The 25,867-nt window shown below is 72.4% G+C and carries 27 protein-coding genes; 18 read left to right on the top strand and 9 right to left on the bottom strand.

Annotated features, from left to right (window positions below; translation table 11 throughout):
- Window positions 1–129: 129 nt before the first annotated feature.
- Complete coding sequence (locus ACZ6NZ_RS31795) at window positions 130–1,095, bottom strand: COX15/CtaA family protein (RefSeq protein WP_465861535.1); 966 nt, start codon at window positions 1,093–1,095, stop codon at window positions 130–132.
- A 98-nt stretch (window positions 1,096–1,193) separates the two neighbouring features.
- Here ACZ6NZ_RS31795 and ACZ6NZ_RS31790 point away from each other — a divergent pair, with 98 nt between their 5' ends.
- The 13 genes from ACZ6NZ_RS31790 (at window position 1,194) to ACZ6NZ_RS31730 (ending at window position 11,890) form a co-directional block, all read left to right on the top strand.
- Window positions 1,194–1,994, top strand: coding sequence for a helix-turn-helix transcriptional regulator (locus ACZ6NZ_RS31790; protein WP_465861534.1), 801 nt, complete (start codon window positions 1,194–1,196; stop codon window positions 1,992–1,994).
- Window positions 1,991–3,421 (top strand): Fe-S cluster assembly protein SufB, encoded by a 1,431-nt coding sequence (gene sufB, locus ACZ6NZ_RS31785; protein WP_366613482.1) that lies wholly within the window; start codon window positions 1,991–1,993, stop codon window positions 3,419–3,421. Before ACZ6NZ_RS31790 ends, sufB begins: the two co-directional genes overlap by 4 nt.
- A gap of 97 nt (window positions 3,422–3,518) precedes the next feature.
- On the top strand, window positions 3,519–4,664 hold the full coding sequence (sufD, locus tag ACZ6NZ_RS31780; protein WP_465861532.1) for a Fe-S cluster assembly protein SufD: 1,146 nt from the start codon (window positions 3,519–3,521) through the stop codon (window positions 4,662–4,664).
- Window positions 4,664–4,990 (top strand): non-heme iron oxygenase ferredoxin subunit, encoded by a 327-nt coding sequence (locus tag ACZ6NZ_RS31775; protein WP_366613486.1) that lies wholly within the window; start codon window positions 4,664–4,666, stop codon window positions 4,988–4,990. The genes sufD and ACZ6NZ_RS31775 overlap by 1 nt, the downstream gene beginning before the upstream one ends.
- A complete protein-coding gene (sufC, locus tag ACZ6NZ_RS31770) occupies window positions 4,990–5,763 on the top strand; it encodes a Fe-S cluster assembly ATPase SufC (RefSeq protein WP_007462702.1) in 774 nt (257 codons plus the stop codon). Before ACZ6NZ_RS31775 ends, sufC begins: the two co-directional genes overlap by 1 nt.
- Before the next feature lie 20 nt (window positions 5,764–5,783).
- Window positions 5,784–7,088 (top strand): cysteine desulfurase, encoded by a 1,305-nt coding sequence (locus tag ACZ6NZ_RS31765; RefSeq protein WP_366613488.1) that lies wholly within the window; start codon window positions 5,784–5,786, stop codon window positions 7,086–7,088.
- Window positions 7,088–7,561: a Fe-S cluster assembly sulfur transfer protein SufU gene (gene sufU / locus ACZ6NZ_RS31760; protein ID WP_366613490.1), complete on the top strand. Its 474-nt coding sequence runs from the start codon at window positions 7,088–7,090 to the stop codon at window positions 7,559–7,561. The genes ACZ6NZ_RS31765 and sufU overlap by 1 nt, the downstream gene beginning before the upstream one ends.
- Before the next feature lie 147 nt (window positions 7,562–7,708).
- Complete coding sequence (locus tag ACZ6NZ_RS31755; protein WP_366613493.1) at window positions 7,709–8,155, top strand: metal-sulfur cluster assembly factor; 447 nt, start codon at window positions 7,709–7,711, stop codon at window positions 8,153–8,155.
- Between the two features lie 186 nt (window positions 8,156–8,341).
- Window positions 8,342–8,941 carry a TIGR03086 family metal-binding protein gene (locus ACZ6NZ_RS31750; RefSeq protein WP_465861530.1) on the top strand — a complete coding sequence of 200 codons (600 nt, stop codon included), beginning with the start codon at window positions 8,342–8,344 and terminating at the stop codon, window positions 8,939–8,941.
- 447 nt (window positions 8,942–9,388) lie between these two features.
- Window positions 9,389–10,021 (top strand): LysE family transporter, encoded by a 633-nt coding sequence (locus ACZ6NZ_RS31745; RefSeq protein WP_465861529.1) that lies wholly within the window; start codon window positions 9,389–9,391, stop codon window positions 10,019–10,021.
- A gap of 203 nt (window positions 10,022–10,224) precedes the next feature.
- Window positions 10,225–10,872, top strand: coding sequence for an acVLRF1 family peptidyl-tRNA hydrolase (locus tag ACZ6NZ_RS31740; RefSeq protein ID WP_465861528.1), 648 nt, complete (start codon window positions 10,225–10,227; stop codon window positions 10,870–10,872).
- Between the two features lie 293 nt (window positions 10,873–11,165).
- Window positions 11,166–11,465, top strand: a complete 300-nt coding sequence (locus ACZ6NZ_RS31735) for a muconolactone Delta-isomerase family protein (protein ID WP_465861527.1) — start codon at window positions 11,166–11,168, stop codon at window positions 11,463–11,465.
- 65 nt (window positions 11,466–11,530) lie between these two features.
- The gene (locus ACZ6NZ_RS31730) at window positions 11,531–11,890 is read left to right on the top strand and encodes a YybH family protein (RefSeq protein ID WP_465861526.1); all 360 of its coding nucleotides are present in this window, start codon (window positions 11,531–11,533) and stop codon (window positions 11,888–11,890) included.
- Between the two features lie 72 nt (window positions 11,891–11,962).
- On the opposite strand, the gene ypfJ is transcribed toward ACZ6NZ_RS31730, so the two are convergent.
- Window positions 11,963–12,877 carry a KPN_02809 family neutral zinc metallopeptidase gene (ypfJ, locus tag ACZ6NZ_RS31725; protein WP_465861524.1) on the bottom strand — a complete coding sequence of 305 codons (915 nt, stop codon included), beginning with the start codon at window positions 12,875–12,877 and terminating at the stop codon, window positions 11,963–11,965.
- 262 nt (window positions 12,878–13,139) lie between these two features.
- Here ypfJ and ACZ6NZ_RS31720 point away from each other — a divergent pair, with 262 nt between their 5' ends.
- The gene (locus ACZ6NZ_RS31720; RefSeq protein WP_366613200.1) at window positions 13,140–14,744 is read left to right on the top strand and encodes an ABC-F family ATP-binding cassette domain-containing protein; all 1,605 of its coding nucleotides are present in this window, start codon (window positions 13,140–13,142) and stop codon (window positions 14,742–14,744) included.
- 19 nt (window positions 14,745–14,763) lie between these two features.
- Here ACZ6NZ_RS31720 and ACZ6NZ_RS31715 read toward each other — a convergent pair whose 3' ends face one another.
- Window positions 14,764–15,363 (bottom strand): cadmium resistance transporter, encoded by a 600-nt coding sequence (locus ACZ6NZ_RS31715; protein ID WP_465861523.1) that lies wholly within the window; start codon window positions 15,361–15,363, stop codon window positions 14,764–14,766.
- A gap of 216 nt (window positions 15,364–15,579) precedes the next feature.
- On the opposite strand from ACZ6NZ_RS31715, the gene ACZ6NZ_RS31710 reads away from it, so the two are divergent.
- From ACZ6NZ_RS31710 to ACZ6NZ_RS31695, 4 genes are all read left to right on the top strand, one after another.
- Window positions 15,580–15,807, top strand: coding sequence for a helix-turn-helix domain-containing protein (locus ACZ6NZ_RS31710; RefSeq protein ID WP_007462679.1), 228 nt, complete (start codon window positions 15,580–15,582; stop codon window positions 15,805–15,807).
- Between the two features lie 46 nt (window positions 15,808–15,853).
- Entirely contained in the window at window positions 15,854–16,621 is a 768-nt protein-coding gene (locus ACZ6NZ_RS31705; RefSeq protein WP_366340860.1) for an enoyl-CoA hydratase/isomerase family protein, read from the top strand.
- A gap of 114 nt (window positions 16,622–16,735) precedes the next feature.
- The gene (locus tag ACZ6NZ_RS31700) at window positions 16,736–18,712 is read left to right on the top strand and encodes an ABC transporter ATP-binding protein (RefSeq protein ID WP_366613215.1); all 1,977 of its coding nucleotides are present in this window, start codon (window positions 16,736–16,738) and stop codon (window positions 18,710–18,712) included.
- A 201-nt stretch (window positions 18,713–18,913) separates the two neighbouring features.
- Entirely contained in the window at window positions 18,914–21,421 is a 2,508-nt protein-coding gene (locus ACZ6NZ_RS31695; RefSeq protein ID WP_465861521.1) for a hypothetical protein, read from the top strand.
- Window positions 21,422–21,556: 135 nt separating this feature from the next.
- On the opposite strand, the gene mug is transcribed toward ACZ6NZ_RS31695, so the two are convergent.
- From mug to ACZ6NZ_RS31665, 6 genes are all read right to left on the bottom strand, one after another.
- Entirely contained in the window at window positions 21,557–22,162 is a 606-nt protein-coding gene (gene mug, locus ACZ6NZ_RS31690; protein WP_465861520.1) for a G/U mismatch-specific DNA glycosylase, read from the bottom strand.
- Window positions 22,159–22,920, bottom strand: coding sequence for an SDR family oxidoreductase (locus ACZ6NZ_RS31685; RefSeq protein ID WP_465861519.1), 762 nt, complete (start codon window positions 22,918–22,920; stop codon window positions 22,159–22,161). Before ACZ6NZ_RS31685 ends, mug begins: the two co-directional genes overlap by 4 nt.
- On the bottom strand, window positions 22,905–23,450 hold the full coding sequence (locus ACZ6NZ_RS31680; protein ID WP_465861518.1) for an SCO6045 C-terminal-like domain-containing protein: 546 nt from the start codon (window positions 23,448–23,450) through the stop codon (window positions 22,905–22,907). Before ACZ6NZ_RS31680 ends, ACZ6NZ_RS31685 begins: the two co-directional genes overlap by 16 nt.
- A complete protein-coding gene (locus ACZ6NZ_RS31675; RefSeq protein WP_465861517.1) occupies window positions 23,447–24,265 on the bottom strand; it encodes an MbnB/TglH/ChrH family RiPP precursor modification enzyme in 819 nt (272 codons plus the stop codon). Before ACZ6NZ_RS31675 ends, ACZ6NZ_RS31680 begins: the two co-directional genes overlap by 4 nt.
- Entirely contained in the window at window positions 24,262–25,185 is a 924-nt protein-coding gene (locus ACZ6NZ_RS31670; RefSeq protein ID WP_465861515.1) for a TIGR04222 domain-containing membrane protein, read from the bottom strand. Before ACZ6NZ_RS31670 ends, ACZ6NZ_RS31675 begins: the two co-directional genes overlap by 4 nt.
- Window positions 25,186–25,266: 81 nt before the next feature.
- Window positions 25,267–25,839 (bottom strand): TetR/AcrR family transcriptional regulator, encoded by a 573-nt coding sequence (locus ACZ6NZ_RS31665; RefSeq protein WP_355009969.1) that lies wholly within the window; start codon window positions 25,837–25,839, stop codon window positions 25,267–25,269.
- Window positions 25,840–25,867: the final 28 nt, after the last annotated feature.

The following is a 25,867-nucleotide window of genomic DNA, read 5'->3' as shown; positions in this document are numbered from 1 at the left end:
CGCGGGGCGCGGGGCGCGGGGCGCGGGGCGCGGGGCGCGGGGCGCGGGGCGCGGGGCGCGGGGCGCGGGGCGCGGGGCGCGGGGCGCGGGGCGCGAGGCGCGAGGCGCGAGGCTCGAGGCGCGAAGGCGTTAGGCGGTGACTGGTACCGGGGTGGCGGCGTCGGTCGGAATGGCCTGGGGGGCCGGCGCGACCGGGTGGCGTTCCCGGGTGGACCACTGGACCGACAGCGCGGCCAGCAGCACCAGGCAGGAGCCGAGCATGTGTGCGCCGACCAGGAGCGCCGGGACGTGGGTGAAGTACTGCACGAAGCCGATCAGGCCCTGGCCCAACTCCACGGCGACCAGGATGACCGCGGCGCGGGTGGCCCGCTGCGCGCCGACGGCGCGGAACGCGAAGATCAGCGCCACCGAGAGGCCGATCAGCAGGAAGACCCCGTCCGCGTGCACCTGGGAGATCGTCTCCGGGTCGAGCCCGTTGCGGGCGGCGCCATGGTCGCCGGCGTGCGGGCCGCTGCCGGTGACCCAGGTGCCGACGACCAGCACGGCGACGGTGACGCCGGTGGTGATCCGGGCCAGCGCGCGCAGCGGTGCGGGCACCACGGCCTCGGTCGGGCCGTCGGGGTCGCCGATGCGTCGCCAGAGGGCGTACGCCGCGGCGATCACGGCCATCGAGGCGAGGAAGTGCAGCCCGACCACCCACGGGTTGAGGTTGGTCAGCACGGTGATGCCACCGATCACCGCCTGGGCGGGAATGCCCAGGAAGACCGCCACGGCCAGGGCCAGGAGCCCGGGTCGGCGGGGCCGGTGCAGCAGTACGGCCAGTACGGTGGCCAGCGCGATCAGACCGACCGCGAAGGTCAGCATCCGGTTGCCGAACTCGATGACGCCGTACACGCCCATCTCCGGCGTGGTGACGTAGGAATCGTCCGTGCATCGGGGCCAGGTGGGGCAGCCGAGGCCCGAGGCGGTCAGTCGGACGGCCCCGCCGGTGACGACGATGCCCACGTTCGCGATGATCGAGGCGAGCGCGAGGCGGCGCAGCAGGATGCCGGAGACCGGACGGACGATTCGGTTCACGGCGCAAATCCTACGCACCGTAGTGATCGAGGTTCGTCCGACTCCGTCAGTGCGGTGGTTCGGATCACCGGGGCCCGGGTTTGCGACGCTCCGGGTAATTACGTAACGTTGGCGTTGTGAAAAACGCGGCGGCGCTCTCCGGGCACCAGCCGACGGCCGTGCCGGCCGCCGGTGCGTCCGCGTCCGCGCCTGCCGTGACCACTCCGGTCGGCCCCGCCGGGCCGGCGGCGGCCGAGGTCTCCACCCGGGATCGGGTCACCCAGTTGCTGTTGGAGCAGGGTGCCACCACCGCCGCGCAGCTCGGCGCGGCGCTCGGGCTCAGCCCGGCGGCGATCCGCCGACACCTCGACGCGATGCTTGCCGACGGTGACGTCTACGCCCGCGAGCAGCCCGTGCAGGGCAGCCGCGGTCGGGGTCGCCCGGCGAAGGTGTTCCTGCTGACCGAGGCCGCCCGGGTCCGCTGTGGCACACACCACTACGACAACATGGCCACCGCGGCGTTGCGCTGGATCGCCCGCAGCGGCGGTCCGGACGCGGTGGAGGCGTTCGCCACCGAGCAGGTGTCCGCTCTCGAGTCCCGCTGTCGGACGGCCATGGAGGATGCGGGCGACGACCCTCTCGCCCGAGCCGAGGCACTTGCCGCAGCGCTCACCGGCGAGGGTTACGCTGCCAATGCGACCACGATCGCCTCTGGCGGCCAGCTCTGTCAGCACCACTGCCCGGTGGCGCACGTGGCCGCCGAGTTTCCACAGCTGTGCGAGGCCGAGACCGCGGTCATCTCCCGTCTGGTCGGCACCCACGTGCAGCGTCTGGCCACCATCGCGCACGGCGACGGGGTGTGCACCACGCACATCCCGGCCCAGCCGGGCCGCGCTCAATCCGGTAATCCCGTAACCACTGTGAGGACAGATAGATGACCGAGCAGATCGTCCAGCCCCTGACCCAGGAAGAGCAGCTCGCCGCCCTGGGCCGGTACGAGTACGGCTGGTCCGACCCGGACGCCGCCGGGGCTGCCGCCCAGCGCGGCATCAACGAGGCGGTGGTGCGGGACATCTCGGCCAAGAAGGGCGAGCCGGAGTGGATGCTCGACCTGCGGCTGAAGGGCCTGCGGCTGTTCGGTCGTAAGCCGATGCCGGCCTGGGGCGCGGACCTCACCGGGATCGACTTCGACAACATCAAGTACTTCGTCCGGTCGACCGAGAAGCAGGCCACCAGCTGGGAGGACCTGCCCGAGGACATCAAGAACACCTACGACCGGCTGGGCATCCCGGAGGCGGAGAAGCAGCGGCTGGTCGCCGGTGTCGCGGCGCAGTACGAGTCGGAGGTCGTCTACCACAAGATCCGCGAGGACCTTGAGGAGCAGGGCGTCCTCTTCCTGGACACCGACACGGCGCTGCGCGAGCACGAGGACGTCTTCAAGGAGTACTTCGGCACCGTGATCCCGGTCGGCGACAACAAGTTCGCCGCGCTGAACACCTCGGTGTGGTCCGGTGGCTCGTTCATCTACGTGCCGAAGGGTGTGCACGTCGAGATCCCGCTGCAGGCCTACTTCCGGATCAACACGGAGAACATGGGCCAGTTCGAGCGGACGCTGATCATCGTCGACGAGGGCGCGTACGTGCACTACGTCGAGGGCTGCACCGCCCCGCTCTACTCCTCCGACTCGCTGCACAGCGCGGTCGTGGAGATCATCGTCAAGAAGAACGCGCGGTGCCGCTACACGACCATCCAGAACTGGTCGAACAACGTCTACAACCTGGTCACCAAGCGCGCCGTCTGCCACGAGGGCGCGACCATGGAGTGGGTCGACGGCAACATCGGTTCCAAGGTGACCATGAAGTACCCGGCGGTCTACATGACCGGCGAGCACGCCAAGGGCGAGGTGCTCTCGGTGGCGATGGCCGGCGAGGGCCAGCACCAGGACGCCGGCGCCAAGATGGTGCACGCCGCGCCGCACACCTCCTCGACCATCGTGTCGAAGTCGATCGCCCGTGGCGGCGGCCGCACCTCGTACCGGGGTCTGGTGCAGGTGCTGGAGGGTTCGCACCACAGCCGGAGCACGGTGAAGTGCGACGCCCTGCTCGTCGACACGATCTCCCGCTCGGACACCTACCCGTACGTCGACATCCGTGAGGACGACGTGTCGATGGGGCACGAGGCGACCGTCTCCAAGATCAGTGATGACCAGCTCTTCTACCTGATGAGCCGGGGCCTGAGCGAGGACGAGGCGATGGCGATGATCGTGCGCGGCTTCATCGAGCCGATCGCCAAGGAACTTCCGATGGAGTACGCCCTGGAGCTCAACCGCCTGATCGAGCTTCAGATGGAGGGCGCGGTCGGCTGACGCCGCCTCCGCCCGGCCATGGCCGGACCCGGACCCGGTACGCCGGGTCCGGTCCAGCCCGCTTCGACCCTCCGATTCATGACAGACCAAGGAAGACATGACTACCCAGGCTTCCGCGCCGCCGCCCAGCACCAAGTCGCAGGCGCTGCGCTCGTACGACGTCGCCGACTTCCCGGCCCTCAGCGGCCTGGAGGAGGAGTGGCGCTTCACCCCGCTCAAGCGCCTGCGCGGCCTCACCGGCGACGCGCCGGCCGCGACCGGCGCGGTCCGACACGAGTACGGTGACCTGCCCGAGGGCGTCGCCATCACCCGGGTCGGCCGTGACGACGAGCGCATCGGCAGCGTGCTGATCCCGGTCGACCGGGTCAGCGCGTTGGCTCACGGTGCCGCCGCGGACGCACTGCTGCTGCGGGTGGACCCCGACGTGGTGCTCGGCGAGGCGGTACGGCTGCGGGTGGTCGGCGAGGGTGTCGAGCAGCCGGCGTTCGGTCACACCTTCGTCGAGGTGGGCCGGTTCGCCGAGGCGACAGTGGTGCTGGAGCACGTCGGGTCGGCCACCCTGGCCGACAACGTCGAGGTCGCCGTGGCCGATGGCGCGAAGCTGACGCTGGTCACGGTCGCCGACTGGGCCGACGACGCGGTCCAGGCCCAGCACCTGAAGATCAAGCTGGGTCGGGACGCCAAGGTCATCCACATCCAGGTCTCCCTGGGCGGCGACCTGGTCCGGCAGTTCACCAGCGTGGAATACACCGGGCGCGGGGGCGAGGCCGAGCTGTACGGCGTCTACTTCGCCGACTCCGGCCAGCACCTGGAGCACCGGCAGCTGGTCGACCACAATGTGCCGGACTGCCGCAGCTACGTCGGCTACCGGGGCGCTCTGCAGGGCGAGAGCGCGCACACCGTCTGGGTGGGCGACGTGCTCATCCAGGCCGAGGCGACCGGCACCGACACGTACGAGATCAACCGGAACCTGCTGCTCACCGACGGCGCGCGCGCGGACTCCGTACCCAATCTGGAGATCGAGACCGGCGAGATCGCCGGCGCCGGTCACGCCAGCGCGACCGGCCGCTTCGACGACGAGCAGCTGTTCTACCTGATGGCCCGGGGCATCCCGGAGAGTGAGGCCCGCCGGCTGGTGGTCCGTGGCTTCTTCGCCGAGCTGATCAACAAGATCCCGGTGGAGTCGCTGCGGGAGAGCCTCGGTGACGCCATCGAGGCCCGGCTGACCAAGGCCGGCGCTTGATGATCCGGCTCTGCTCCACCGAGGACGTGCCGAAGGGCACCGCGATCCGCGCGGACGTCGACGGCACGCCGATCGCCCTGGTGCACGGCGAGGACGGCACCTTCTACGCCGCGTACGACGAGTGCTCGCACGCCGCCGTCGCGCTCTCCGAGGGCGAGGTCGACGGCTGCACGCTCGAGTGCTGGTTGCACGGCTCGCGCTTCGACCTGCGCACCGGCGAGCCGACCGGCCTGCCCGCCACCGAACCCGTCCCCGTCTACCCCGTCGAAGTCCGCGACGGCGACATCTACCTCAGCCTGACGCCGAGTAATGGAGTGACCCGATAATGAGCACCCTGGAGATCCGCGACCTGAAGGTGTCGGTCAAGCTGCCCGAGGGTGAGCTCAAGCCGATCCTGGCCGGCGTCGACCTGACCGTGAAGTCGGGCGAGACCCACGCGATCATGGGCCCGAACGGTTCCGGCAAGTCCACCCTGGCGTACTCGATCGCCGGCCACCCCAAGTACGAGATCACCGGCGGCACGGTGACCCTCGACGGCGAGGACGTGCTGGCCATGACCGTCGACGAGCGCGCCCGCGCCGGCCTCTTCCTGGCCATGCAGTACCCGGTCGAGGTGCCCGGCGTCTCGGTGGCGAACTTCCTGCGGACCGCGAAGACCGCCATCGACGGCGAGGCGCCGAAGCTGCGCACCTGGGGCGGCGAGCTGCGCGGCGCGATGGAGCGCCTCCAGATGGACCCGGCGTTCGCCCAGCGCAACGTCAACGAGGGCTTCTCCGGTGGTGAGAAGAAGCGGCACGAGATCGTCCAGCTGGAGCTGCTCAAGCCGAAGATCGCGATCCTCGACGAGACCGACTCCGGCCTCGACGTGGACGCGCTGCGCGTGGTCAGCGAGGGCGTCAACCGGGTCCGCGACACCGGCGACACCGGCGTGCTGCTGATCACCCACTACACGCGGATCCTGCGCTACATCAAGCCGGACTTCGTGCACGTCTTCGTTGCCGGCCGGATCGTCGAGCAGGGCGGCCCGGAGCTGGCCGACAAGCTTGAGGCCGAGGGCTACGAGCGGTACGCCGCCGGGGCCGGCACGGCCAAGGCCTGAGCGGAAGAGGCGCTGCCGAGATGACCAGCATCGCGATCCCCGAGGGGATGCCGCAGTACGACGACGTGCCGCGTTTCGACGTGGCCCGGGTGCGCGCCGATTTCCCGATCCTGGACCGGGAGATCAACGGGCACCCGCTGGTCTACCTCGACAGCGCCAACACCTCTCACAAACCGCGCCAGGTGCTCGACGTGCTCGACGAGCACTACGCGCGGCACAACGCGAACGTGTCGCGGTCGGTGCACACCCTGGGCACCGAGGCCACCGAGGCGTACGAGGGGGCGCGGGCGAAGGTCGCCGCGTTCATCAACGCGCCGAGCGTCGACGAGGTGGTGTTCACCAAGAACTCCACCGAGGCGATCAACATCGTGGCGTACGCCTTCTCGAACGCCTCGCTGCGCGCGGACGCCGACAGTCGTTTCCGGCTGGGCCCGGGTGACGAGGTGGTGATCTCCGAGATGGAGCACCACTCGAACATCGTTCCGTGGCAGCTGCTCTGTGAGCGGACCGGCGCGACGCTGCGGTGGTTCCCGGTCACCGACCAGGGCCGGCTGGACGAGTCCGGCCTGGAGGACCTGGTCACCGAACGGACGAAGATCGTCTCGTTGGTGCACGTGTCGAACATCCTGGGCACTGTCAACGCGACCTCCCGGATCACCGCCCGGGTCCGCGAGGTGGGCGCGCTGCTGCTGCTGGACTGCTCGCAGTCGGCGCCGCACCTGCCCCTCGATGTGGTCGACCTGGACGCCGACTACATCGTGTTCACCGGCCACAAGATGTGCGGCCCGACCGGCATCGGTGTGCTCTGGGGCCGGGCCGAGCTGCTGGCGGCCATGCCGCCGGTGATGGGTGGCGGCTCGATGATCGAGACGGTCACCATGGGCCGCTCGACGTTCGCCGCCCCGCCGGCCCGGTTCGAGGCCGGCACCCCGCCGATCGCCGAGGCGGTCGCGTTGGGCGCGGCGGTGGACTACCTGACCGGCGTCGGGATGCGGGCCATCCAGTGGCACGAGAAGGAGCTGACGGCGTACGCGCTGGACGCCTTCGGCTCGGTGCCGGACCTGCGGATCTTCGGCCCGAGCGTGCCGGTGGGCCGGGGCGGCACCATCTCGTTCGCGCTCGGTGACGTGCACCCGCACGACGTGGGTCAGGTGCTCGACTCCCTCGGCGTTCAGGTGCGGGTGGGTCACCACTGTGCCAAGCCGGTGTGCAGCCGGTTCGGCGTCCCGGCCATGACCCGGGCCTCGTTCTACCTCTACACCACCACCGAGGAGATCGACGCTCTGGTGGCCGGTCTGGAGCAGGTACGGAAGGTGTTCGACTGATGCAGCTCGACCAGCTCTACCAGGAGATCATCCTGGACCACTACAAGCGCCCGCACGGGCGTGGCCTGCGCGATGCCGACGACCCGGGCGACCAGGTCGCGGAGGCGCACCACGTCAACCCCACCTGTGGTGACGAGGTCACCGTCCGGGTGGCCACCGACGGCACTGTGCTGCACGACATCTCGTACGACGGGATGGGCTGCTCGATCAGTCAGGCGTCGGCGAGTGTGCTGCACGAGTTGCTGCGTGGTCGGGGCGCCGGGGAAGCATTCGAGGTGCACGAGGCGTTCGTGGAGTTGATGTCCGGACGTGGCCAGGTCACGCCGGACGAGGACGTGCTCGGTGACGGGGTTGCTTTCGCGGGTGTGGCCCGTTACCCCGCCCGGGTCAAGTGCGCGCTGCTGCCGTGGATGGCGTTCAAGGACGCCGCGGCACGCGCCGGTGTGGGCACGAGCCCGGAGGTGAAGGCGTGAGCGAGCGTCAGCGAGCGAATGACACAGTGGTGCCTCGCGGCATCACGCAGCGAAGCGGAGGGACGGCATGAGCGAGCGTCAGCGAGCGAATCAGTGGTTCAGCGCGTTGGTGCCTCATGGCGTCACGCAGCGAAGCGGAGGGACGGCATGAGCGAGAACACCGCTACTGAGGCGACGCCGGAGGCCGGTGACACCACGGTGGTGCCGCAGACCGACGCCTCGACGACCGATGGCACCGGTGACGCCGCCGCTCCTGCGGGCGGCGTCAGCAAGGCCATGATCGCCGACATCGAGGAGGCGATGAAGGACGTCGTCGACCCGGAGCTCGGCATCAACGTGGTCGACCTCGGCCTCGTGTACGGCGTCCACGTCGATGACGAGAACGTCGCCACCCTGGACATGACGCTCACCTCGGCGGCCTGCCCGCTGACCGACGTCATCGAGGACCAGACCCGGCAGGCGCTGACCACCGGCCCCGGTGGCGGCCTGGTCAACGACATCCGGATCAACTGGGTGTGGCTCCCGCCGTGGGGGCCGGACAAGATCACTGACGAGGGTCGGGACCAGCTTCGCTCTCTCGGCTTCAACGTCTGATCCGAACCCACTTCGTCGAGCGCGGTACCCGTCCGGGTGCCGCGCTCGACGCGTTTCCAGGCCAGCCCGAAAGTAGTGGAACGGATCGTTCCGGTCTGATAAGCTGAACCCATCAAGCGGAGCGGAATATTCCGATCCGACAGCGGGCGGGTCAGCGCGCTGGAAGCCGGCGGAGAGGGCAGGGCGATGAGCGAGATGGTGGCGGGGCAGTGGCGGACCGTGCTCGAAGAGGCGCACGCCGCGCTTCGGACGGCAGTCGAGGGAGTTCCGGCCGACGCCTGGGAGCGGCCCACCCCGTGCGCGCGATGGAACGTCACCCAGGTGCTTCAGCACGCGGTCGGTGACCAGCTCGCCTTCGCGGCGGCGATCGACGGCGGGCCGGGGCCAGCGGAGGACCCGTTCGCCCCCTCCGGCCGGGTCGACGGTGACAAGCTCGCCGGCCTGCACGCCGCGCTCGACGCGTCCGCCCGGGCCTGGAAGGGCGTCGCCGACGACGACCCGGAGGTGCCCACGCCGCTGCCTCAGGGCAAGCTGCCGGCCGACGTCGGCGCCGTAGCGTGCGCCCTGGACGCCGCAGTGCACGCCTGGGACATCGCGGTGGCCACCGGCCAGCCGTCCCCGCTCGGCGCCGAACTGGCCCGCCCCCTGCTGGTGGTGGCCCGACAGATCGTCGAGCCGCTACGGGCCTACGGCGCGTACGCCCCGGCGATCGACTCCGCTCCGCAGGCCGACGAGGTCGCCGCCCTGCTCGCCTACCTCGGTCGCGACCCCCGACTGACCGCCTGAGGTTCGGCTCTGCTCCCTCGGCCGATCCCAAACGCCAAGATCGCGCTCGATCCTCGATGTAGTGGCCTCGGTACGTCACCGAGGCCACTACATCCTGGTTCGAGCACATCTTGGTGGCGTGCCTGTCGTCAAGATCCGCGCAGGATCAGGGATGTTGGTGTCTCCGGGCGTGTCGGAGGCAGCAGCATCGGAGATGTTGTGAGGATCTTGGGCGCGGGGCGCGGGGCGCGGGGCGCGGGGCGCGGGGCGCGGGGCGCGGGGCGCGGGGCGCGGGGCGCGGGGCGCGGGGCGCGGGGCGCGGCGGAAATCGGTGGCGGGGCGCGGGGTCGGCGCGGAGGATGCGCGTGTGACTGAGGCGTACCCGAAGCAGGTTCCTGTCCGTGCGGCCACTGCCGTGCGTCGACAGCGCAGCCCGCGCCGGCCCGCCTCGATCCCGCGCCCGCCGTCGTGAGCGGCGCGTTCCTCGCCGGTCTCGTGGCCGGATACGGCGTCGCCATTCCCGTTGGGGCGATCGCGATTCTGATCCTGGGGCTCAGTGCCCGTACGTCGTTTCGGGTGGGTGCGGCCGCAGCGCTCGCGGTGGCGACGGCCGATGGGCTCTACGCGGTGGTGGCCGTGCTCGGCGGCGCGGGCCTGGCCGGGATCATCGCGCCGGTCGCCGGGCCTCTGCGGGTGGTCGCCGCCCTGGTGCTGCTCGGCCTCGCCGGGCACGGCCTGTGGCGGACCTGGTCCGCGCACCGCTCGCAGCGACCGCCGACGGCACGCGACGGCGGGGGTATGAGCACTCCGGGGCGGGCCTACGCGGCGCTGCTCGGGTTGACTCTGCTGAACCCGATGACGGTGCTCTACTTCACCGCCCTGGTGCTCGGTCGCGGGGACACGGCCGACTCGGGCATGCTCCCGGTGGTGCTCTTCGTGGCCGGGGTGTTCCTGGCGTCGGCGAGCTGGCAACTGGTCATCGCCGGCGGTGGCACCGTGGTCGGTCGGGCGCTGACCGGGCCGCGTGGCCGGCTGGTGACCGGCCTGGTCTCCAGCGCGCTCATCGCCGCGTTGGCGGTGGCCGCGCTACTGCCAGGCTGAACGCCCACGGCGACCATCCGACGCGGCGGTCGGCCCCGCAGGAGGTGGCGGGTCAGACCGAGCCGGACCAGGTTCACCGGCGGCTCAGCCACCCCGACCGCGCCCGACCGCGCCGGGTCGGCGTGTCGTCGGGTGTGCCCCCTGGCCGGGCACACGGCCCGCCCGGGGGGCCGGATGGGTTCGCTGTGCCGTACGGTCGGGCGATGACCAGTCGACCCGCAGCCGGCGGAGGCCGGTGGGTCGAGGTCGATCCGGCCCGCGTCGGCCGCTGGGTCGAGGGCTTCGCCGACCGGCACGGCCCGCCGAGCACCAGCGCGATGGAGTACGGCCTACTGCTCGCCGCCCCGGACGGGGCGACCGCCGAGCTGCACGCCCCGCCGGGTGCGCCGGGCGGCGCGGACGTGGCCGGGTTCGTGGCCTCCGCTGTCACGCCCCGCCGGATCGGCCTGCTGCTGGCCCGCAAGGGCGCGGTGGCGCTCGGGGTGGCCGAGGGTAGCGACCTCGTCGTCTCCAAGGTGGACACCCGCTACGTGCAGGGGCGCACCGCCGCGGGGGGTTGGTCGCAGCACCGGTTCGCTCGCCGGCGTGACAACCAGGCGAAGGCGGCGCTGGGCGACGCGGCGGACCTGGCCGTACGGCTGCTGTTGCCGGAGGTGGCGACGCTCGCCGCGCTGGTCTGCGGCGGTGACCGGCGGGCGGTGGACGGGGTGCTGACCGACCGGCGGTTGGCCCCCCTCGTGCCGTTGCGGGCGGAGCGGCTGCTCGACGTGCCGGAGCCCCGGCACGCGGTGCTGGTCGCGGCGGTGGGTGCGGCCCGGGGGGTACGGATCCTGGTGCGCGACCCCGACTGACCTCGGCCTGCGCCGGCGTGGTCGGAGGCTTGCGCCGGCGTGCTCGGAGGCCTGCACCCGCAGCGTCGGAGGCCCGCGCGGGCGGCGCCGGAGCCCTGCACCCGCAGCGTCGGAGGCCCGCGCGGGCGGCGTCGGAGCCCTGCACCCGCAGCGTCGGAGGCCCGCGCGGGCGGCGTCGGAGCCCTGCACCCGCAGCGTCGGAGGCCCGCGCGGGCGGCGCCGGAGGGGAGACGGTCGCCACCCGATACGGGGTTCGCGCCGTGCTGTCCGGCCGGCGGTTGGAGGATGGGCGCGTGGAGTTTCTGGTTGACATGGTGACGACGGTGCCCGACGGCACGTCGGAGGACGGCGTCGCCGACATGCGTGCGCGCGAGGCGGCGCGTTCGGCCGAGCTGACGGCTCAGGGCAGTCTCCTGCGGCTGTGGCGGCCGCCGCTGGCACCGGGGGAGTGGCGGACGTGGGGGCTGTTCCAGGCCGACGACGCCGATGAGCTGGAGGCCGTGCTCGCGTCGATGCCGCTGCGCGCCTGGCGGCGCGAGACCGTGACGCCGTTGACGCCACACCCGAACGACCCGGGTCAGCCGCCGCGCTGAGCCGGCGAGGGTACGCCGCTTCGACAGGCACGCCAGGGGACACGTCCGTCAGCAGGGAGATCACCATGTCCGACGCTCAGATTCTGCGTACCGTCCTCGACCAGTGGAAATCGGCTGTCGACGCCCACCAGCCCGATCGGGTCGCGGCCTGTTTCACCGACGACGCGATCTTTCAGGGGTTGCAGCCGTACACGGTCGGTCGTGCCGGCGTCGCCGCGTACTACGCCGGGCAGCCGCTCGGCCTGACCGCCGCGTACGACATCCGGGAGATCCGCCGTCTCGCTGACGACGTGGTGCTCGGCTACCTGGAGGTGGAGTTCGGCTTCACCGACCGGCCGGCGCTGACCGTCAACCTCGGCGTGCTCCTGCGGCGGGTCGACGGCGACTGGCTCATCGGCCACTACCAGGTCTCGCGGCTCACCTGAGCCCGGAGCGTCGGCCGGAATGACGATCGTGGCAGGCCCGCCGACGGGCCTGCCACGATATCGGAGCGGTTGTCAGAGCTGGTCGGTGCCGAAGGTGTCGCAGGTCTTCGGGTCGCCGCGGTCGTAGCCCTGGGTGAACCAACGCTTGCGCTGCTCGGACGTGCCGTGGGTGAACTGGTCAGGGTTGACCCGCCCGCCGGAGCGCTCCTGGATGCTGTCGTCGCCGATCGCCTCGGCGGCCTGCACCGCCTCGCTGATGTCGGTCTGGGTGATGGACTTGAACAGCGGTTCCTGGCCGGTCTTGTCCTTGCTCTCGGTGGCGTGCTTGGCCCAGGCGCCGGCGTAGCAGTCGGCCTGCAACTCCAGTCGTACGGAGGCGGACTGGGGGCCGCTCTGGTCGCCCTGGCCGGCCTTGGCGTTGGTGCCGAGGAGGTTCTGGACGTGGTGTCCGTACTCGTGGGCGAGCACGTACGGCTGGGCGAACTCGCCCTTCGCCCCGAACCGGGACGCCAGCTCGTCGTAGAAGCTCAGGTCGATGTAGACCTGCTTGTCGGCGGGGCAGTAGAACGGGCCGACGCCCGAGTCGGCCTGGCCGCAGCCGGTGTTGACGGCGGCCTGGAAGAAGTTGGTGTCGGTCTGCTCGTACTCTCCCTTGCCCAGCTCCGGGTACGCCTTCTGCCAGTAGGCCTGGATGCTGTTGACGTAGATCGCGTTGCGGCAGCGCGCGTCGTCGAGACGCTCGGGGTTGTCGCGGGAGCACAGCTGCTCCAGATCGGTGCCGCCGGCCTGACCGCCCTCGTCGCCGTTCGTCATGGCGTTGAGACCGAAGCCGCCGCCGAGCAGCGCGACGAGCACCGCCACCACGATGCCGATGATGCCGCCCCGACCGCCGCCTCCGGGGATCGGGATGCCGAAGCCGCCTCCGCCACCGCGGCCCACGTCGTTGACCTGCGAGGTGTCGATTTCGGCCCGCTCGTTGAGTTCCATGGTGACCCCGATCGCCGTATGCCGGTGAGTGTCTTTTGTGTGTCGTTTCGTCCATCGAGTGCCGGACGGGGTCCGGACAGGCGTTCCGGTACCCGATGATCTTGGTTGGTAATCCGGGCCGACGCTCCGGCGGGGCCCGGTACACTTGTCAGGTGCTGCGCTGCGAAGGCTGAACCGCCCCGCGCCGTCGGGCCCTGAGCCCGCCGGCCGTTTCGCGTGCCCCGAGTCAGCCTTCCGAACCCCGAGAGCGAGCCCCGCAAACATGATCACTGCCACCGGCCTGGAACTGCGTGCCGGTTCCCGGATCCTGCTGTCCGACACCACCCTGCGCGTGCAGCCCGGTGACCGGATCGGCCTGGTCGGTCGCAACGGCGCCGGCAAGACCACCACGCTGAAGGTGCTCGCCGGCGAGGGGCAGCCGTACGGCGGCCAGATCGACCAGCGCAGCGCCATCGGTTACCTGCCGCAGGACCCGCGCACCGGTGACCTGGAGGTCACCGGCCGCGACCGGGTGCTCTCCGCGCGCGGTCTGGACGTGCTGATGGCCCAGATGCAGGAGATCGAGGCGCGCCTCGCCGAGGACGCCGACGACAAGCTGGTCCGACGCTACGGCGCGCTGGAGGACCAGTTCGCCGCCCTCGGCGGGTACGCGGCAGAGGCCGAGGCCGCCCGGATCTGCGCCAACCTCGGCCTACCGGACCGGGCACTCGCGCAGACCATCGGCACCCTCTCGGGTGGCCAGCGCCGCCGCATCGAGCTGGCCCGGATCCTGTTCCGTGACGCGGGCGAGAACGGCGGCGGCATCCTGCTGCTCGACGAGCCCACCAACCACCTCGACGCCGACTCGATCACCTGGCTGCGGGGCTTCCTCGCCAACCACAAGGGCGGCCTGATCGTGATCTCCCACGACGGCGCGCTGCTGGAGTCGGTGGTCAACAAGGTCTGGTTCCTCGACGCCACCCGGTCGGTCATCGACGTCTACAACCTGGGCTGGAAGGCGTACCTGGAGGCGCGCGAGACCGACGAGCGGCGCCGCCGCCGGGAGCGGGCCAACGCGGAGAAGAAGGCCGGCGCGCTGATGGCGCAGGCCGACAAGATGCGGGCCAAGGCCACCAAGACGGTGGCCGCGCAGAACATGGCCCGCCGTGCCGAGAAGCTGATCTCCGGCCTGGAGGAGGTGCGGGTCGCCGACCGGGTAGCCAAGGTGCGCTTCCCCAGTCCCGCGCCGTGCGGCAAGACCCCGCTCACCGCGACCGGCCTCTCCAAGTCGTACGGATCGCTGGAGATTTTCACCGACGTCAACGTCGCGGTGGACCGGGGCTCCCGGGTGGCCATCCTCGGGCTCAACGGCGCGGGCAAGACGACCCTGCTGCGGATGCTCGGCGGGCTGCTCAGCCCGGACACCGGCGAGGTGCACGCGGGGCACGGCCTGCGGCTGGGCTACTACGCCCAGGAGCACGAGACGCTGGACGTGGAGCGGACGGTCCTGGAGAACATGCGCGCCGCCGCCGTCGAACAGTCCGACACCGACCTGCGCAAGATCCTCGGTGCGTTCCTGTTCTCCGGTGACGACGTGAACAAGCCGGCCGGGGTGCTCTCCGGCGGCGAGAAGACCCGGCTGGCGCTGTCCACCCTGGTCTGTTCCGGCGCCAACGTGCTGTTGCTCGACGAGCCGACGAACAACCTCGACCCGGTCAGCCGGGAGCAGGTCCTCGACGCCATCGCCAACTATCCCGGCGCGATCGTCCTGGTCACCCACGACCCGGGTGCGGTGCTGGCGCTCAAGCCGGACCGGGCCATCCTGCTGCCCGACGGCGACGAGGACGCCTGGAGCGACGACCTGCTCGAACTTGTCGAACTGGCCTGATCAGGCTCCCGGCCGGCCCTCAGCCGAGCAGGTCGACCAGCCGGCCGACGACGCCGGAGCTGACCAGGATCACCACGCCGATGCCGATGAAGATCGTCGGCACCAGCCAGTGGCCGGCGCGTTCGACCAGCCGGACCACCCGCGGGTGCCCTCCCAGCCACGCGCCGACGGCACACCACAGCGCGATGAGCAGCACGAAGATCAGGAGGAACACCGCGCTGTCGGCGGGGCCGAGAGCGCGGAAGACGGGTACGTAGACGGCCACGTTGTCGGCGCCGTTCGCGATCGTCACGCCGGCCACGCCGAGCGCTCCGGTGACGAGAGTGGGGGTCTCGTCCTCGTCGGAGCGACGCAGCGCGCGTACGCCGAGCGCGATCGGTAACAGGCCGAGAAGCCCCGTCCACGGGTCCGGCACCACGAGCAGCCCGGCCGCCACCACCGCGCTCGCCAGCGCGAGCGCACCGATACCGACGTATTGGCCGGCGACAATCTGCCACGGGCGGGGCCGACCGGTGGTGCGGGCCGCGACGAAGAACAGGGTCAGGATGACGATGTCGTCGATGTCGGTCGCGGCGAAGACCAGTGCCGCTCCGGCCGCCGTGCTGAGCAGGTCGATCACGACGGCAGGTTACGGCTTGCCGGCAGCAGCCAGCGCCGGCGGGTGGTACGCCCGGACGCCGCGGCGGGCCGCATCGCCAGGATCACTCTATCGGGAAGCTGACATTGCATAGCGTGTCGGTTGGCGAAGAGTTGATATCTGGCGCATGATCGTTCGAGGCGGTCTAATAGGTGGGACCGTATCCGAACCGCACAGTCTGGGACGTGAGGACACAGCATGGCAGCCACTGGCACAGCCACCAGCACTGAGAAGGGTCGCCGGATCGTCGGAGCCGAGCGTCAGACGCTCGCCAAGGACCTGGTAAAGCGGTACACCTCGGGGGAGAGCATCCGCGCGTTGGCGGCCTCGACCGGCCGTTCCTACGGGTTCATCCACCGAGTGCTCACCGAGTCCGGCGTGCAGCTGCGTCAGCGCGGTGGCGCCCGACGCCGCAAGAAGGCGTGACCCGCCCCTCAGCGTCGTCCACCAGCGCCGCGCCCCGGGAAGCCCGGTGACCGCCGAGGCGACCGGGGTTCGGCTGACTTGCGACGGGCCGGTCGCCACGGTGACGTTGTGCCGGCCCGACGTGCTCAATGCCCAGACGCCCGCGATGTGGCGAGCGATGAGCGACTTCTCCCGCGACCTGCCCGGCGATGTGCGGGTGGTGGTGGTCCGCGGCGAGGGTCGCGCGTTCTCCGCCGGCCTCGATCTCGCGGTGGCGGGCGCCTCCGGTCCGGGGTCGTTCGCCGAGCTGGCCACGCTGCCCGAGCAGGAGTGCGCCGAGCGCATCGCGGAGTTCCAGGCCGGCTTCACCTGGCTGCACCGGCCGGACGTCGTCTCTGTCGCGGCCGTGCAGGGCCACGCGATCGGTGCTGGCTTTCAGCTCGCGCTCGCCTGTGACCTGCGAGTGCTGTCCGCGGACGCGAAGTTGTCGATGGCCGAGGTGACCCTCGGCCTGGTGCCGGATCTGGCCGGGACGAAACGCCTCGTCGAGCTGGTCGGCTACTCGCGGGCGTTGGAGATCTGTGCGACCGGCCGCCGGTTGGACGCCGCCGAGGCGGACCGGATCGGGCTGGCCACCCTGGTCGTACCCCCGGCCGAGTTGGACGGCGCGGTGCGGGACCTGACCGCCGGCCTGCTCTCCGGGGCTCGCGACGCGGTGGTCGAGATCAAGGCGCTGCTCGCCGGGGCCGCCGGGCGGTCGCACGCCGACCAGCAGCGCGCCGAGCGGGAGGCGCAGACCCGTCGGCTGCGTGACCTCGCCGGCAGGGGAGAATAGGTAAGGACCGCACGGGAAGATCCGGGTTACGACCGAGGTTGTCACACTCGTCGGGAGAATTGACCTGACGGTGCGGTCCGCCCGGCAACCCGGAGGTGAGCGATGTCCAACCCGATGTCCGGCGGTGGCATGGCCGGGTGGAGCATGCTCCGGTCGATGCGCAACCGCGACGAGGTCTCCACCCACCGGCTCAAGCGCGGGGTGGCCCGCCGCATCGTCGCCTTCGCCCACCCCTACCGGCGCGACATCGTCGTCTTCCTGGCCACCGTGGTGTTGGCCGCCATCATCGGCGTGGCCACCCCGGTGCTCGCCGGCGACGTGATCAACGCGATCAACCGGGGCGGCACCGAGGCCGGGCAGCTCGTGGTGCGGCTGGCCCTGTTCATCGCCGCGCTCGCGGTCGCCGACGCGCTGCTGTCGCTGGCCCAGCGGTGGTATTCCGCCCGCATCGGCGAGGGCATCATCTTCAACCTGCGCACCCGGGTCTACGACCACGTGCAGCGGATGCCGTTGCAGTTCTTCACCCGCACCCAGACCGGCGCCCTGGTCAGCAGGCTCAACAACGACGTGCTCGGCGCCCAGCGGGCGTTCACCTCCACCCTGTCCGGTGTGGTCAGCAACGTCATCCAGCTGGTCCTCACCGCGGCGGTGATGTTCACCCTCTCCTGGCAGATCACCGCGCTGTCACTGGTGCTGCTACCGATCTTCATCATTCCGGCCCGCCGGGTCGGCAAGCGACTGGCCGAGATCACCCGCGAGGCGTACAACCTCGACGCCAAGATGAACGCGACGATGACCGAGCGGTTCGGGGTGGCCGGCGCGCTGCTGGTGAAGCTCTTCGGCCAGCCCGAGATCGAGGCCCGCCGGTTCGGCGACCGGGCCGAGCGGGTCCGCGACATCGGCATCCAGTCCGCCATGTATTCCCGCACCTTCTTCGTGGCGATGCTGCTGGTCGCCTCGCTGGCGCAGGCGCTGACCTACGGTCTCGGCGGCTGGCTCGCGGTGACCGGCGGGGTCAGCGCCGGCACCGTGGTGACGCTCGCGCTGCTGCTCACCCGTCTGTACGGGCCGCTCACCGCGCTCTCCAACGTCCGGGTGGACGTGATGAGCGCGCTGGTCTCCTTCGACCGGGTCTTCGAGGTGCTCGACCTCAAGCCGGGCATCGTGGAGAAGCCCGACGCGGTGCCGGTGCCCCTGGGCGCCGGCCGGGTCGACTTCCGCGACGTGCGTTTCCGCTACCCGAGCGCCGCCGAGATCTCCCTCGCCTCCCTGGAGGAGGTCGCCACCCTCGACCGGACCGTCAACGAACCGGTGCTCAAGGGGGTCTCGTTCAGCGTCGAGCCGGGGCAGATGGTCGCGCTGGTCGGCCCGTCCGGGGCGGGCAAGTCGACGCTGTCGATGCTCATCTCCCGGATCTACGACGTCAGCGACGGGCAGGTGCTCGTCGGCGGGGTGGACGTACGCGACGCGACGCTCGCCTCCCTGCGCGACGAGATCGGTGTGGTCACTCAGGATTCGCACCTGTTCCACGAGACGATCGCCGAGAATCTGCGCTACGCCAAGCCGGACGCCACCGACGACGAGATCTGGGCCGCCCTGGCCGGGGCGCAGGTGGCCGATCTGGTTCGGGCGCTGCCCGACGGTCTGGACACCACGGTGGGGGAACGCGGCTACCGGTTCTCCGGCGGCGAGAAGCAGCGCATCGCGATAGCGCGGCTGCTGCTCAAGGCACCGTCGATCGTGATCCTCGACGAGGCGACCGCTCACCTCGACTCGGAGAGCGAGGCGGCGGTGCAGCGGGCGCTGTCGGTGGCGCTGGCCGGGCGGACCGCGCTGGTGATCGCACACCGGCTCTCCACGGTGCGAGACGCCGACCAGATCCTCGTCCTGGACGACGGACGGATCGTCGAGCGGGGACGGCACGACGAGTTGGTGGCCGTCGGTGGGCTCTACGCCGAGCTGTACCGCACCCAGTTCGCGGTCGCCGACTCGCCCACCCCGTTCGTCGACGCGACCGGTCCCGAGCCGGTGGTCATGCCGCTGGGCACCTACCGCGCCGACGAGGTGCTGCCACCGGCCGCCGCCAACTGAACCCGGGCGCGGACTCGCTCCCGGGGGCATGTCAGTCGGTTGCTCTACGGTGTGCGCCGTGCAGACACACCGGAACCTCCTGCCGACCGCCCTGCTGGCGAGCGACGCGAGGGTGCGGCGGGCCCTGGGCCGGGCCGCGAACGGGCGCGCCGCGGAGGCAGAGCGGTGACGCACTTCCTGAGGTGTGTGAGCATCGGCGACGTGTCCGCCGTCGGTGCGTTGTTGAGCACGCTGGACGAGCCGGCCCGACAGGCGCTCGGCCAGGAGCTGACGGCCCATGTGCGAAGTCGGCGGGACACCTGGTGGGGGGACAGGCAGGCGACCGCCCTGGCGGTGGCCGCGGTGGGCACGTTGAGCACCGCCAGCAAGACCTCGGCCCTGCTCGGGCGGCGGTCGGTGGAGCTGGGCAACGTCGACCCGCGGCCGGTGATCGAGGCGGCCCGCCTGCGGGGCGTGCCCTGGTTGGCCGAGGTGGCGTACCGGCTGGCTGAGCGGATGCCCCGCAGCCGTTCGTGGGAGGAATGGGATGTCATCGCCGGGTTGCTGCTGGCCGAGAAGGCCCCGCCGCCCACGGGAGACGCCTTCGTCGCGGGTTGGGCGCACTCGCTGTGGGTGGCGCGATCCGAGAGCCGACCACGGTCCCTCGTCGACAAGCTTCGCGCCGACCCGTTCCTGGACACGTTGCTACCCCGGCTGTTCGAGGTCGACGGGATCGGCCTCGACCTGACGTCGAACGGCGCCGGGCAGGGAGTGCCTCCGGCGTTGGCCGCGCTGGCGACCGAGGGGCGGCTCGACCGGTCGACGGTGCTCGACGGGGTGCTTGGCCGCCTGCTGCGCGGCGATCGGCCGGGCGCGCTGCGTCCGTTCCTCGCCCTGCACGACCTGCTGGCACCCACGCCGGCCGAGGTCGCGGCGCGGGCGAGCGCGTACCTGCGGTTGCTGGCCGACGCGCCGGGGCCGGTGGCCGGTCCGGCTCAGCGGGCGTTGCGGGACGCGGGCGGCGACCTGGACCTCGACTCGGTGCTCGACACCGCGCGGGTCGTGCTGGGTCGACCGGAGAAGGCGTTGGTGCGGGCGCAGTTGTCCTGGTTGGACCGACTGGCCCGGCAGAGACCCGATCGGTCGGCCGACATCGCCGAGGTTCTGGCGTCGGGTGTCGGCCAACCCTCCGCCGATCTGCGGGACCGCGCGGCGGCACTGGCACAGCGGCACGGCCATCGGCCGGTCGCCACGGTCGCCGCGCCGGTGGCCGACGACGAGTTGCCGCCGCCGGTGCCGCCCGCGTTGGCGCCGCCGCCGATCACCGACGTCGACGAGTTGGCGGAGGAGATCTCCGGGCTGCTCGGTCGGCACTGGCCCGCCCTGGTGCTGGAGCGGGTCCTCGACGGGCTGGTCCGGTTGGCCAGCACGGACCGGGACCGGTTGGCCGCTGCCCTGTCGCCGGTGCTCCGACGCGCGGAGGTCCGGAGGCACCACGGCGGTTGGGCCGCGTTCAACCTGCGGGCCCAGCTGAACGGCCTTCTGTTGGCCGCCGCCGATCCGGCGGGGGCTCACGTTCAGCGCGAGCAGTGGTCCGGCATCCTCGGCCAGCGCAGGACCTGGTCGCAGCGCCTCCTGCGCCGTCGCCCGAGCGCCGGCCCGTCCACGCACTCGCCGCTCACCCAGGTCTACTGTTCCCGGCTCGCGGAGATCGGGCAGCGTCTGGACAGCTCGGACGACCCCGGGCTGTTGGCCGCCCCGACGTCCACCACCGGCCGCGTCGACCCGGCCGCGCTCTACGAACGGCTGGTCGCGCTCGGCGACCGGCCGGCGTGGCGCTGGGATCTCACCCAGGCGCTGCTACGGCTGCCCGCCGGTGTGGACGACGCGCTGGCGACCCGGGCCGCGGCGCTCGGCACCGCTGCCGGCGACGAACTGGCCGGATGGCTGCGCGGGGCCGCCCTACCGGGGCCGGTGCAGCAGGTCGTCGTGGTCGGCAGGCGTGAGCGCAACGGCAGGTACGACTTCAGCTACGACCGCCTGCCCGCGCGGCGCACGCTCGTCACCACCGCCGCGCCCGAGGGTGTGGCGGACCCGCTCGGCCTGCTCACCGTGCCGGCTCCCGCGGTCGGGCAGGGCCCCGCCGACTGGAGCGACCTGTGGCCGGCGCTGCTGCCGGGGCACCGGGGCGTGGTCGCCGCTCGGCTGCTGCCCGCTGTCGCCAGCGCCGCCCAGGAGGACGCCGAAGGGCCCGTCGCGATCCTGCCGCAGCTCGCCGACGGCGGTGGCGTCGGCGGGCCGGCGTTCGACCTGGCGCTGGCGTACGGGCTGTGCGCGCGACACGAGGTGGACCGGGTCGCCGCCCTCGACGCCCTCCTGATCGTGGCGGCGGCCGGCGAGCTGGACGCCCCGGGCGTCGGCGGGCGGTTGGGCGCGCTGGCGGCAGACGACCAGGTGACGCTGAGCCGGGCGGTGACGCCGCTGCGGGACGCGGTCGCGGCCGGTGCCCGGCTCAGTGTGTGGCGGCTTCTCGCCGCCGCGCTGCCGCCGCTGCTGGCCGGGTCGGCCCCGCCCCGCGGCACGCCCGACCTGCTCGCCCTGGCCGCCGAGACGGCCGGCGCGACAGGTGTCCGCATCGAGGTGCCGGGGCTGGCCGACGTGGTGGCGCGCGGGGGCACGAGCCGGTTGGGGACCGAGGCCCGTCGGCTGCACACCGCGCTGATCACCTGACTCGCCGGTCGCGGCGGGCCGACATCGGTGACCGGGCTGCCGCGTGGTGAGCGGGTGCATGCGGAGCACCGCGCCCCCGCGCCGTGCGACGTCGCACCCGCCGTCGGTCGCTGCGACACCTGACCGGCCGCGCGGTCAGGTGGTCGTCGGGCGCTGGTCCGGCAGTTCCGTCGCCACCCGCAACTCGGCGAACGCCAGGCCCAGGGTGACCGGGGTGAAGTGCGCGTTCAGGCCGCTGGGGTTGGGTAGCACCCACAGCCGCGCGTCGGCCAGCGGCTCCGGTTGCGGCCCGAAGGCGGCCTTCGGCCGCTGGAAACCGATCCGGTACGCGGTCACCCCCACCACCGCCACCCAGCGCGGCCGGTACCGGGCTACCTTGTCGGTCAGGGTCGCCGCGCCGTCGAGGAGTTCCTTGGTGCTCAGCTCGTCCGCGCGGGCACTGGCCCGGGCGGCCATGTTCGTGATGCCGAGCCCGAGCGCGGGCAGTTGGTCCTGTTCGCTGGGGTGCAGCAGCCGGGGGGTGAACCCGCCCTGGTGCAGCGCCGGCCAGAACCGGTTGCCGGGGCGGGCGAAGTGCCAGCCCGTCGCCGCCGACCACAGTCCCGGGTTGATGCCGACGAAGAGCACCGCCAGGCCGGGGGCGAGGACGTCGGGAATCGTCCGGTCGGTGGCCGCCGCGAGGTCCGCGCGGGTCGGCCGGGCCGGGCCGGAACGCCGCGCCTCGACCGACTCGGGTGTCACAGCCCGCGCAGCGCGCCGCCGTCGACCGGCAGGGTGATCCCGGTGAGGTAGCTCGCGGCGGGGGAGAGCACGAATGCGGCCACCCGGCCGAACTCACTCGGGTCGCCCAGGCGGCGCAGCGGGATGCCGGCCTCCGCCTCGGCGCGGGCCCGCTCCGGGTCGCCGGTCGCGGCGAACAGCTCCCGGTTGCGGTCGGTCATGATCCGGCCGGGCAGCAAACCGACCACCCGGACTCCCCGGGGCCCGTAGTCGTCGGCGATGTCCTTGGCGGCCCCGACCAGGCCGGGCCGCAGACCGTTGGAGATGCCGAGACCGGGGACCGGGCCACGCGCCGAGGTGGAGAGCACCAGCCCGATCGCGCCGCCCTCCGGCAGTGCGGCGGCGATCGTGCGGACCGCGCGGATGCTGCCGAGGAAGACGGTCTCGAAGGAGAGCCGCCACTGCTCGTCGCTGATCGCCGCGGCGTTGCCCGCAGGTGGGCCGCCGACCGAGATCAGCGCGCCGTCGAGCCGGCCGAAGTGCTCCTGGGCGGCGGCGACGAGCTGCCCCGGGGTCTCCGGGTCGGTCAGGTCCGCGGTGAGCCCGATGGCGTGCTCCGGGCCGCCCAGTTGCTGCGCCGCGGCGGCCACCGCGTCCGGGTCGCGGGCCGAGAGCACGACCCGCGCACCGTCGGCGACCAGGCTCTGTGCGGTCGCGTAACCCAGACCGCGGGAGGCGCCGGTGAGGACGTACACGCGGTCGGTCAGTCCGAGATCCATAACTGCGATCCTGCCGCATCCGCCATACCGTCGCCAGCACGGGTGGACAGCCGTGAAGCGGGTCGCAGCAGGCGTACCCGGCCGGCGATCTGCACCGCGACGGCACCGCCGGCGCGGCCTACCGCTGGCGCCCGGCGTGGGCGCGGCGCTCGAAGCTCGTCGTAGCGCAGGCGTGCCTCCCGGACGGCCAACTCCTCGGCGGCGGCCGGGGGGAGCGTCTGCTGGGCGCGCAGCGCCCGGGCCAGGTCCCACCCGTCGCGCAGCGATCCGGCGGTGGGTCGCCGGGCCGCCCACTCGGCGAAGGTGGTCGACCAGCGCGCACCGAGACCGGCGGCGAGCAGCGGCCAGTGCCGGGCCACCTCGCCGGCCCGTTTGCGCAGCAGGGCCGCGCGGGTGGCGGCCAGCGGGCCCGGCGCGAACCCCGCCGGTGGCTCACCCCCGGCGACCAGCGCCGCGACCAGTTCGGCCTGCCGTTCGGCCAGGCCCGCGCGGTGCGTCGGCGCGCTGGCATCCTCGGGTGTGCCCGTCATGTCACGGCCGGGAAGCCCGCGGCGGCGGCCAGGGCGTCCAGTTCGGCGCGGAGTTCGACGGCCGGCGGATAGTGGCCGTCGCGCTCCAGCAGCAGGGCCGGCGGTCGCCGTCGGGCGCAGAGCGCACCGAGAAGCTCCAGCACCGCCGTCGGCACCGGGTCGGTGTGGGTGTCGTGGTAGAAACCGCCGTGCTCCGCGCCGCCGGCCACGTGGGCGTACGCGACCCGCTCCAGCGGCAGGCGGTCCAGCAACGCCAGCGGGTCGGTGCCGCGGTTGCGGGCGTTGGCGTGCACGTTCGCCACGTCCAGCAGCAGCAGTGCGCCGGTCCGGTCGAGGATCTCGGTGAGGAAGTCCGCCTCGGTCAGCTCGTCGTCGGGCCAGTCGACGAGCGCGGCGATCGGTTCCAGCGCGATCGGCACCGGAAGCTCGGCCTGGGCCCGCGCGACGTTGGCGCAGACCGCGTCGACGGCCTCCCGGCTGCGCGGCAGCGGCAGCAGGTGACCGGCCTCCAGGCCGCCGGCCCGGACGAACGCGATGTGCTCGCTGACCAGCGGGGCGTCCAGGCGGTGCGCCACCGTGGCCAGGTGCGCGACCCGGGCCGGGTCGACCGGCTCGGCGCCGCCGAGAGAGAGCCGCACCCCGTGGGGTACGACGGTCACCGCGCGGTCCCGCAGCTGGGCCAGGCCGGGCGGGAGCGGCCCGGAGGCGGGCACTCCCTCGGCCACCACCTCCACGAAGCGCAGGCCGGGCAGTTCGGCCACGAAACCGGCAATCTCCGGCCGCCAGCCGATGCCGACGCCGGACGGGCCGGTCATCCGCCGCACCCCCCGCCTCCGCACCCGCCTCCGCCGCCGCAGGAGCTGCCGCCGTCCGAGCCCGAGCTGTCACCACCGCCCGACGACCCGTCGCCGCCACCGCTCCAGCCGCTACCGGCGGCGGCCTGGCGCTGGATCTCGGCCTGCTCGGCGAAGCCCGGGTCGAGCGCCCAGAGCGAGGCGGTGCCGTACAGGGCCACGCCCATCGCCGCGCCGGCCGCTCCGTAGGTGGCGTAGGCCGGCGCGGAGGCGGGGGCGAGGTGGGTGTGCTGGCGGCGGACCGAGCGCAGGGCGGCCCGACCGGCCCGGGTGAGCATCGGAACCCGCCGCAGCACCAGCGTGACGACCAGCAGAGCGACCAGGGTCAGCGACAGGTAGCCGACCGGGCGGCCGCTGAACAGGCCGGAGACCAACCGGAGCACACCGAGACCCAGCAGGGCGATCAGGAGCGTGGCCCAGAAGCGGGCCCGCGCGCGCTGCGCGTCGTCGGTCAGCAGTCCGCGCTGCTCCAGGCCGTTGCGGATCTGGTGCAGCGCGACGCTGACGCGCTCGTCCCGGGGCAGATCCCGGACCCGCGAGTGCTGATGGGCGGCCCAGTGGATGGCCTGGTCCAGTGGGGTGAGCCCGGCCGGTGCGGTGCCGACGGTGGTCAGTCGACGGTCCGGTCGTACGCCGACCGCGCCGCTGCCGCGCAGCCCGCCGAGCGACGCGTGCACCGCGAGCTGAGGGCCACCGTTGAGGTAGGCGACCTGCTGTGGTCCGAGGGGATCGGCGGTCGTGGCGGCGCTCGACCCGACCGCCAGACGCAACCGCTGGTACGCCACGATCGCCACCACCAGAACGGCTGCGGCGATGTAGTAGCGCAGGAAGGTCGGGCCGGAGATGCCCCAGGTGTCGCCGGACGCGGCGTAAACGATCATCGACTGCTCCTGTCACCGGAGGGATCGGCGGCCCCATTGTGGAGCAGCCTCGCCACGGTCGACAGACCGGTGTGCGCGCGGTCAGTGCCGGCGGACCGCCTCTTCGACGAGGTCGAGCACCGGGCCCAGGTCGCCGGCCGGTCGGCCCATGGCCAGGTGCAGCACCAGGCCGTCGTAGGCCAGCTCCAGGAACTGGGCCAGCACGTCGATCGGGACGTCCTCGCGCAGCACCCCGGCGTCGCGCTGGCGGGCCAGCCGGTCCCGGGTCGCCTCCGCGATCGCGGCGGAGCGCTCCGCCCAGCGCTTGGCGAACGCCGGGTCGGTGCGCAGCCGACGGGAGACCTCCAGTTGGCTGCCCAACCAGCCGGTGGTGTCCGGCGAGACGGCGCGGGCGAGCAGATCGCGCATCACCTGCACCAGGCCGTTGCGGGCCACCGTCTCGACCATGACCGCGGCGTCGTCCTCGGCGACGGCCAGGAAGAGCGAGTCCTTGTCGCGGAAGTGGTGGAAGATCGCGCCACGGGACAGGCCGGTGGCCTCCTCGAGGCGGCGTACGGTCGCCCCCTCGTAGCCGAGCCGGGCGAAACACGCCCGGGCTGCGGCGAGGATCTCCTGCCGCCGCGCATCGAGCTGGTCCTGGCTTACTCTGGGCACAGGCCGATCGTTGCAGGTCACCGGTGGG

The sequence above is a fragment of the Micromonospora sp. NPDC047756 genome (assembly GCF_055587245.1).
This window is presented reverse-complemented; position numbering and strand designations above follow the sequence as displayed.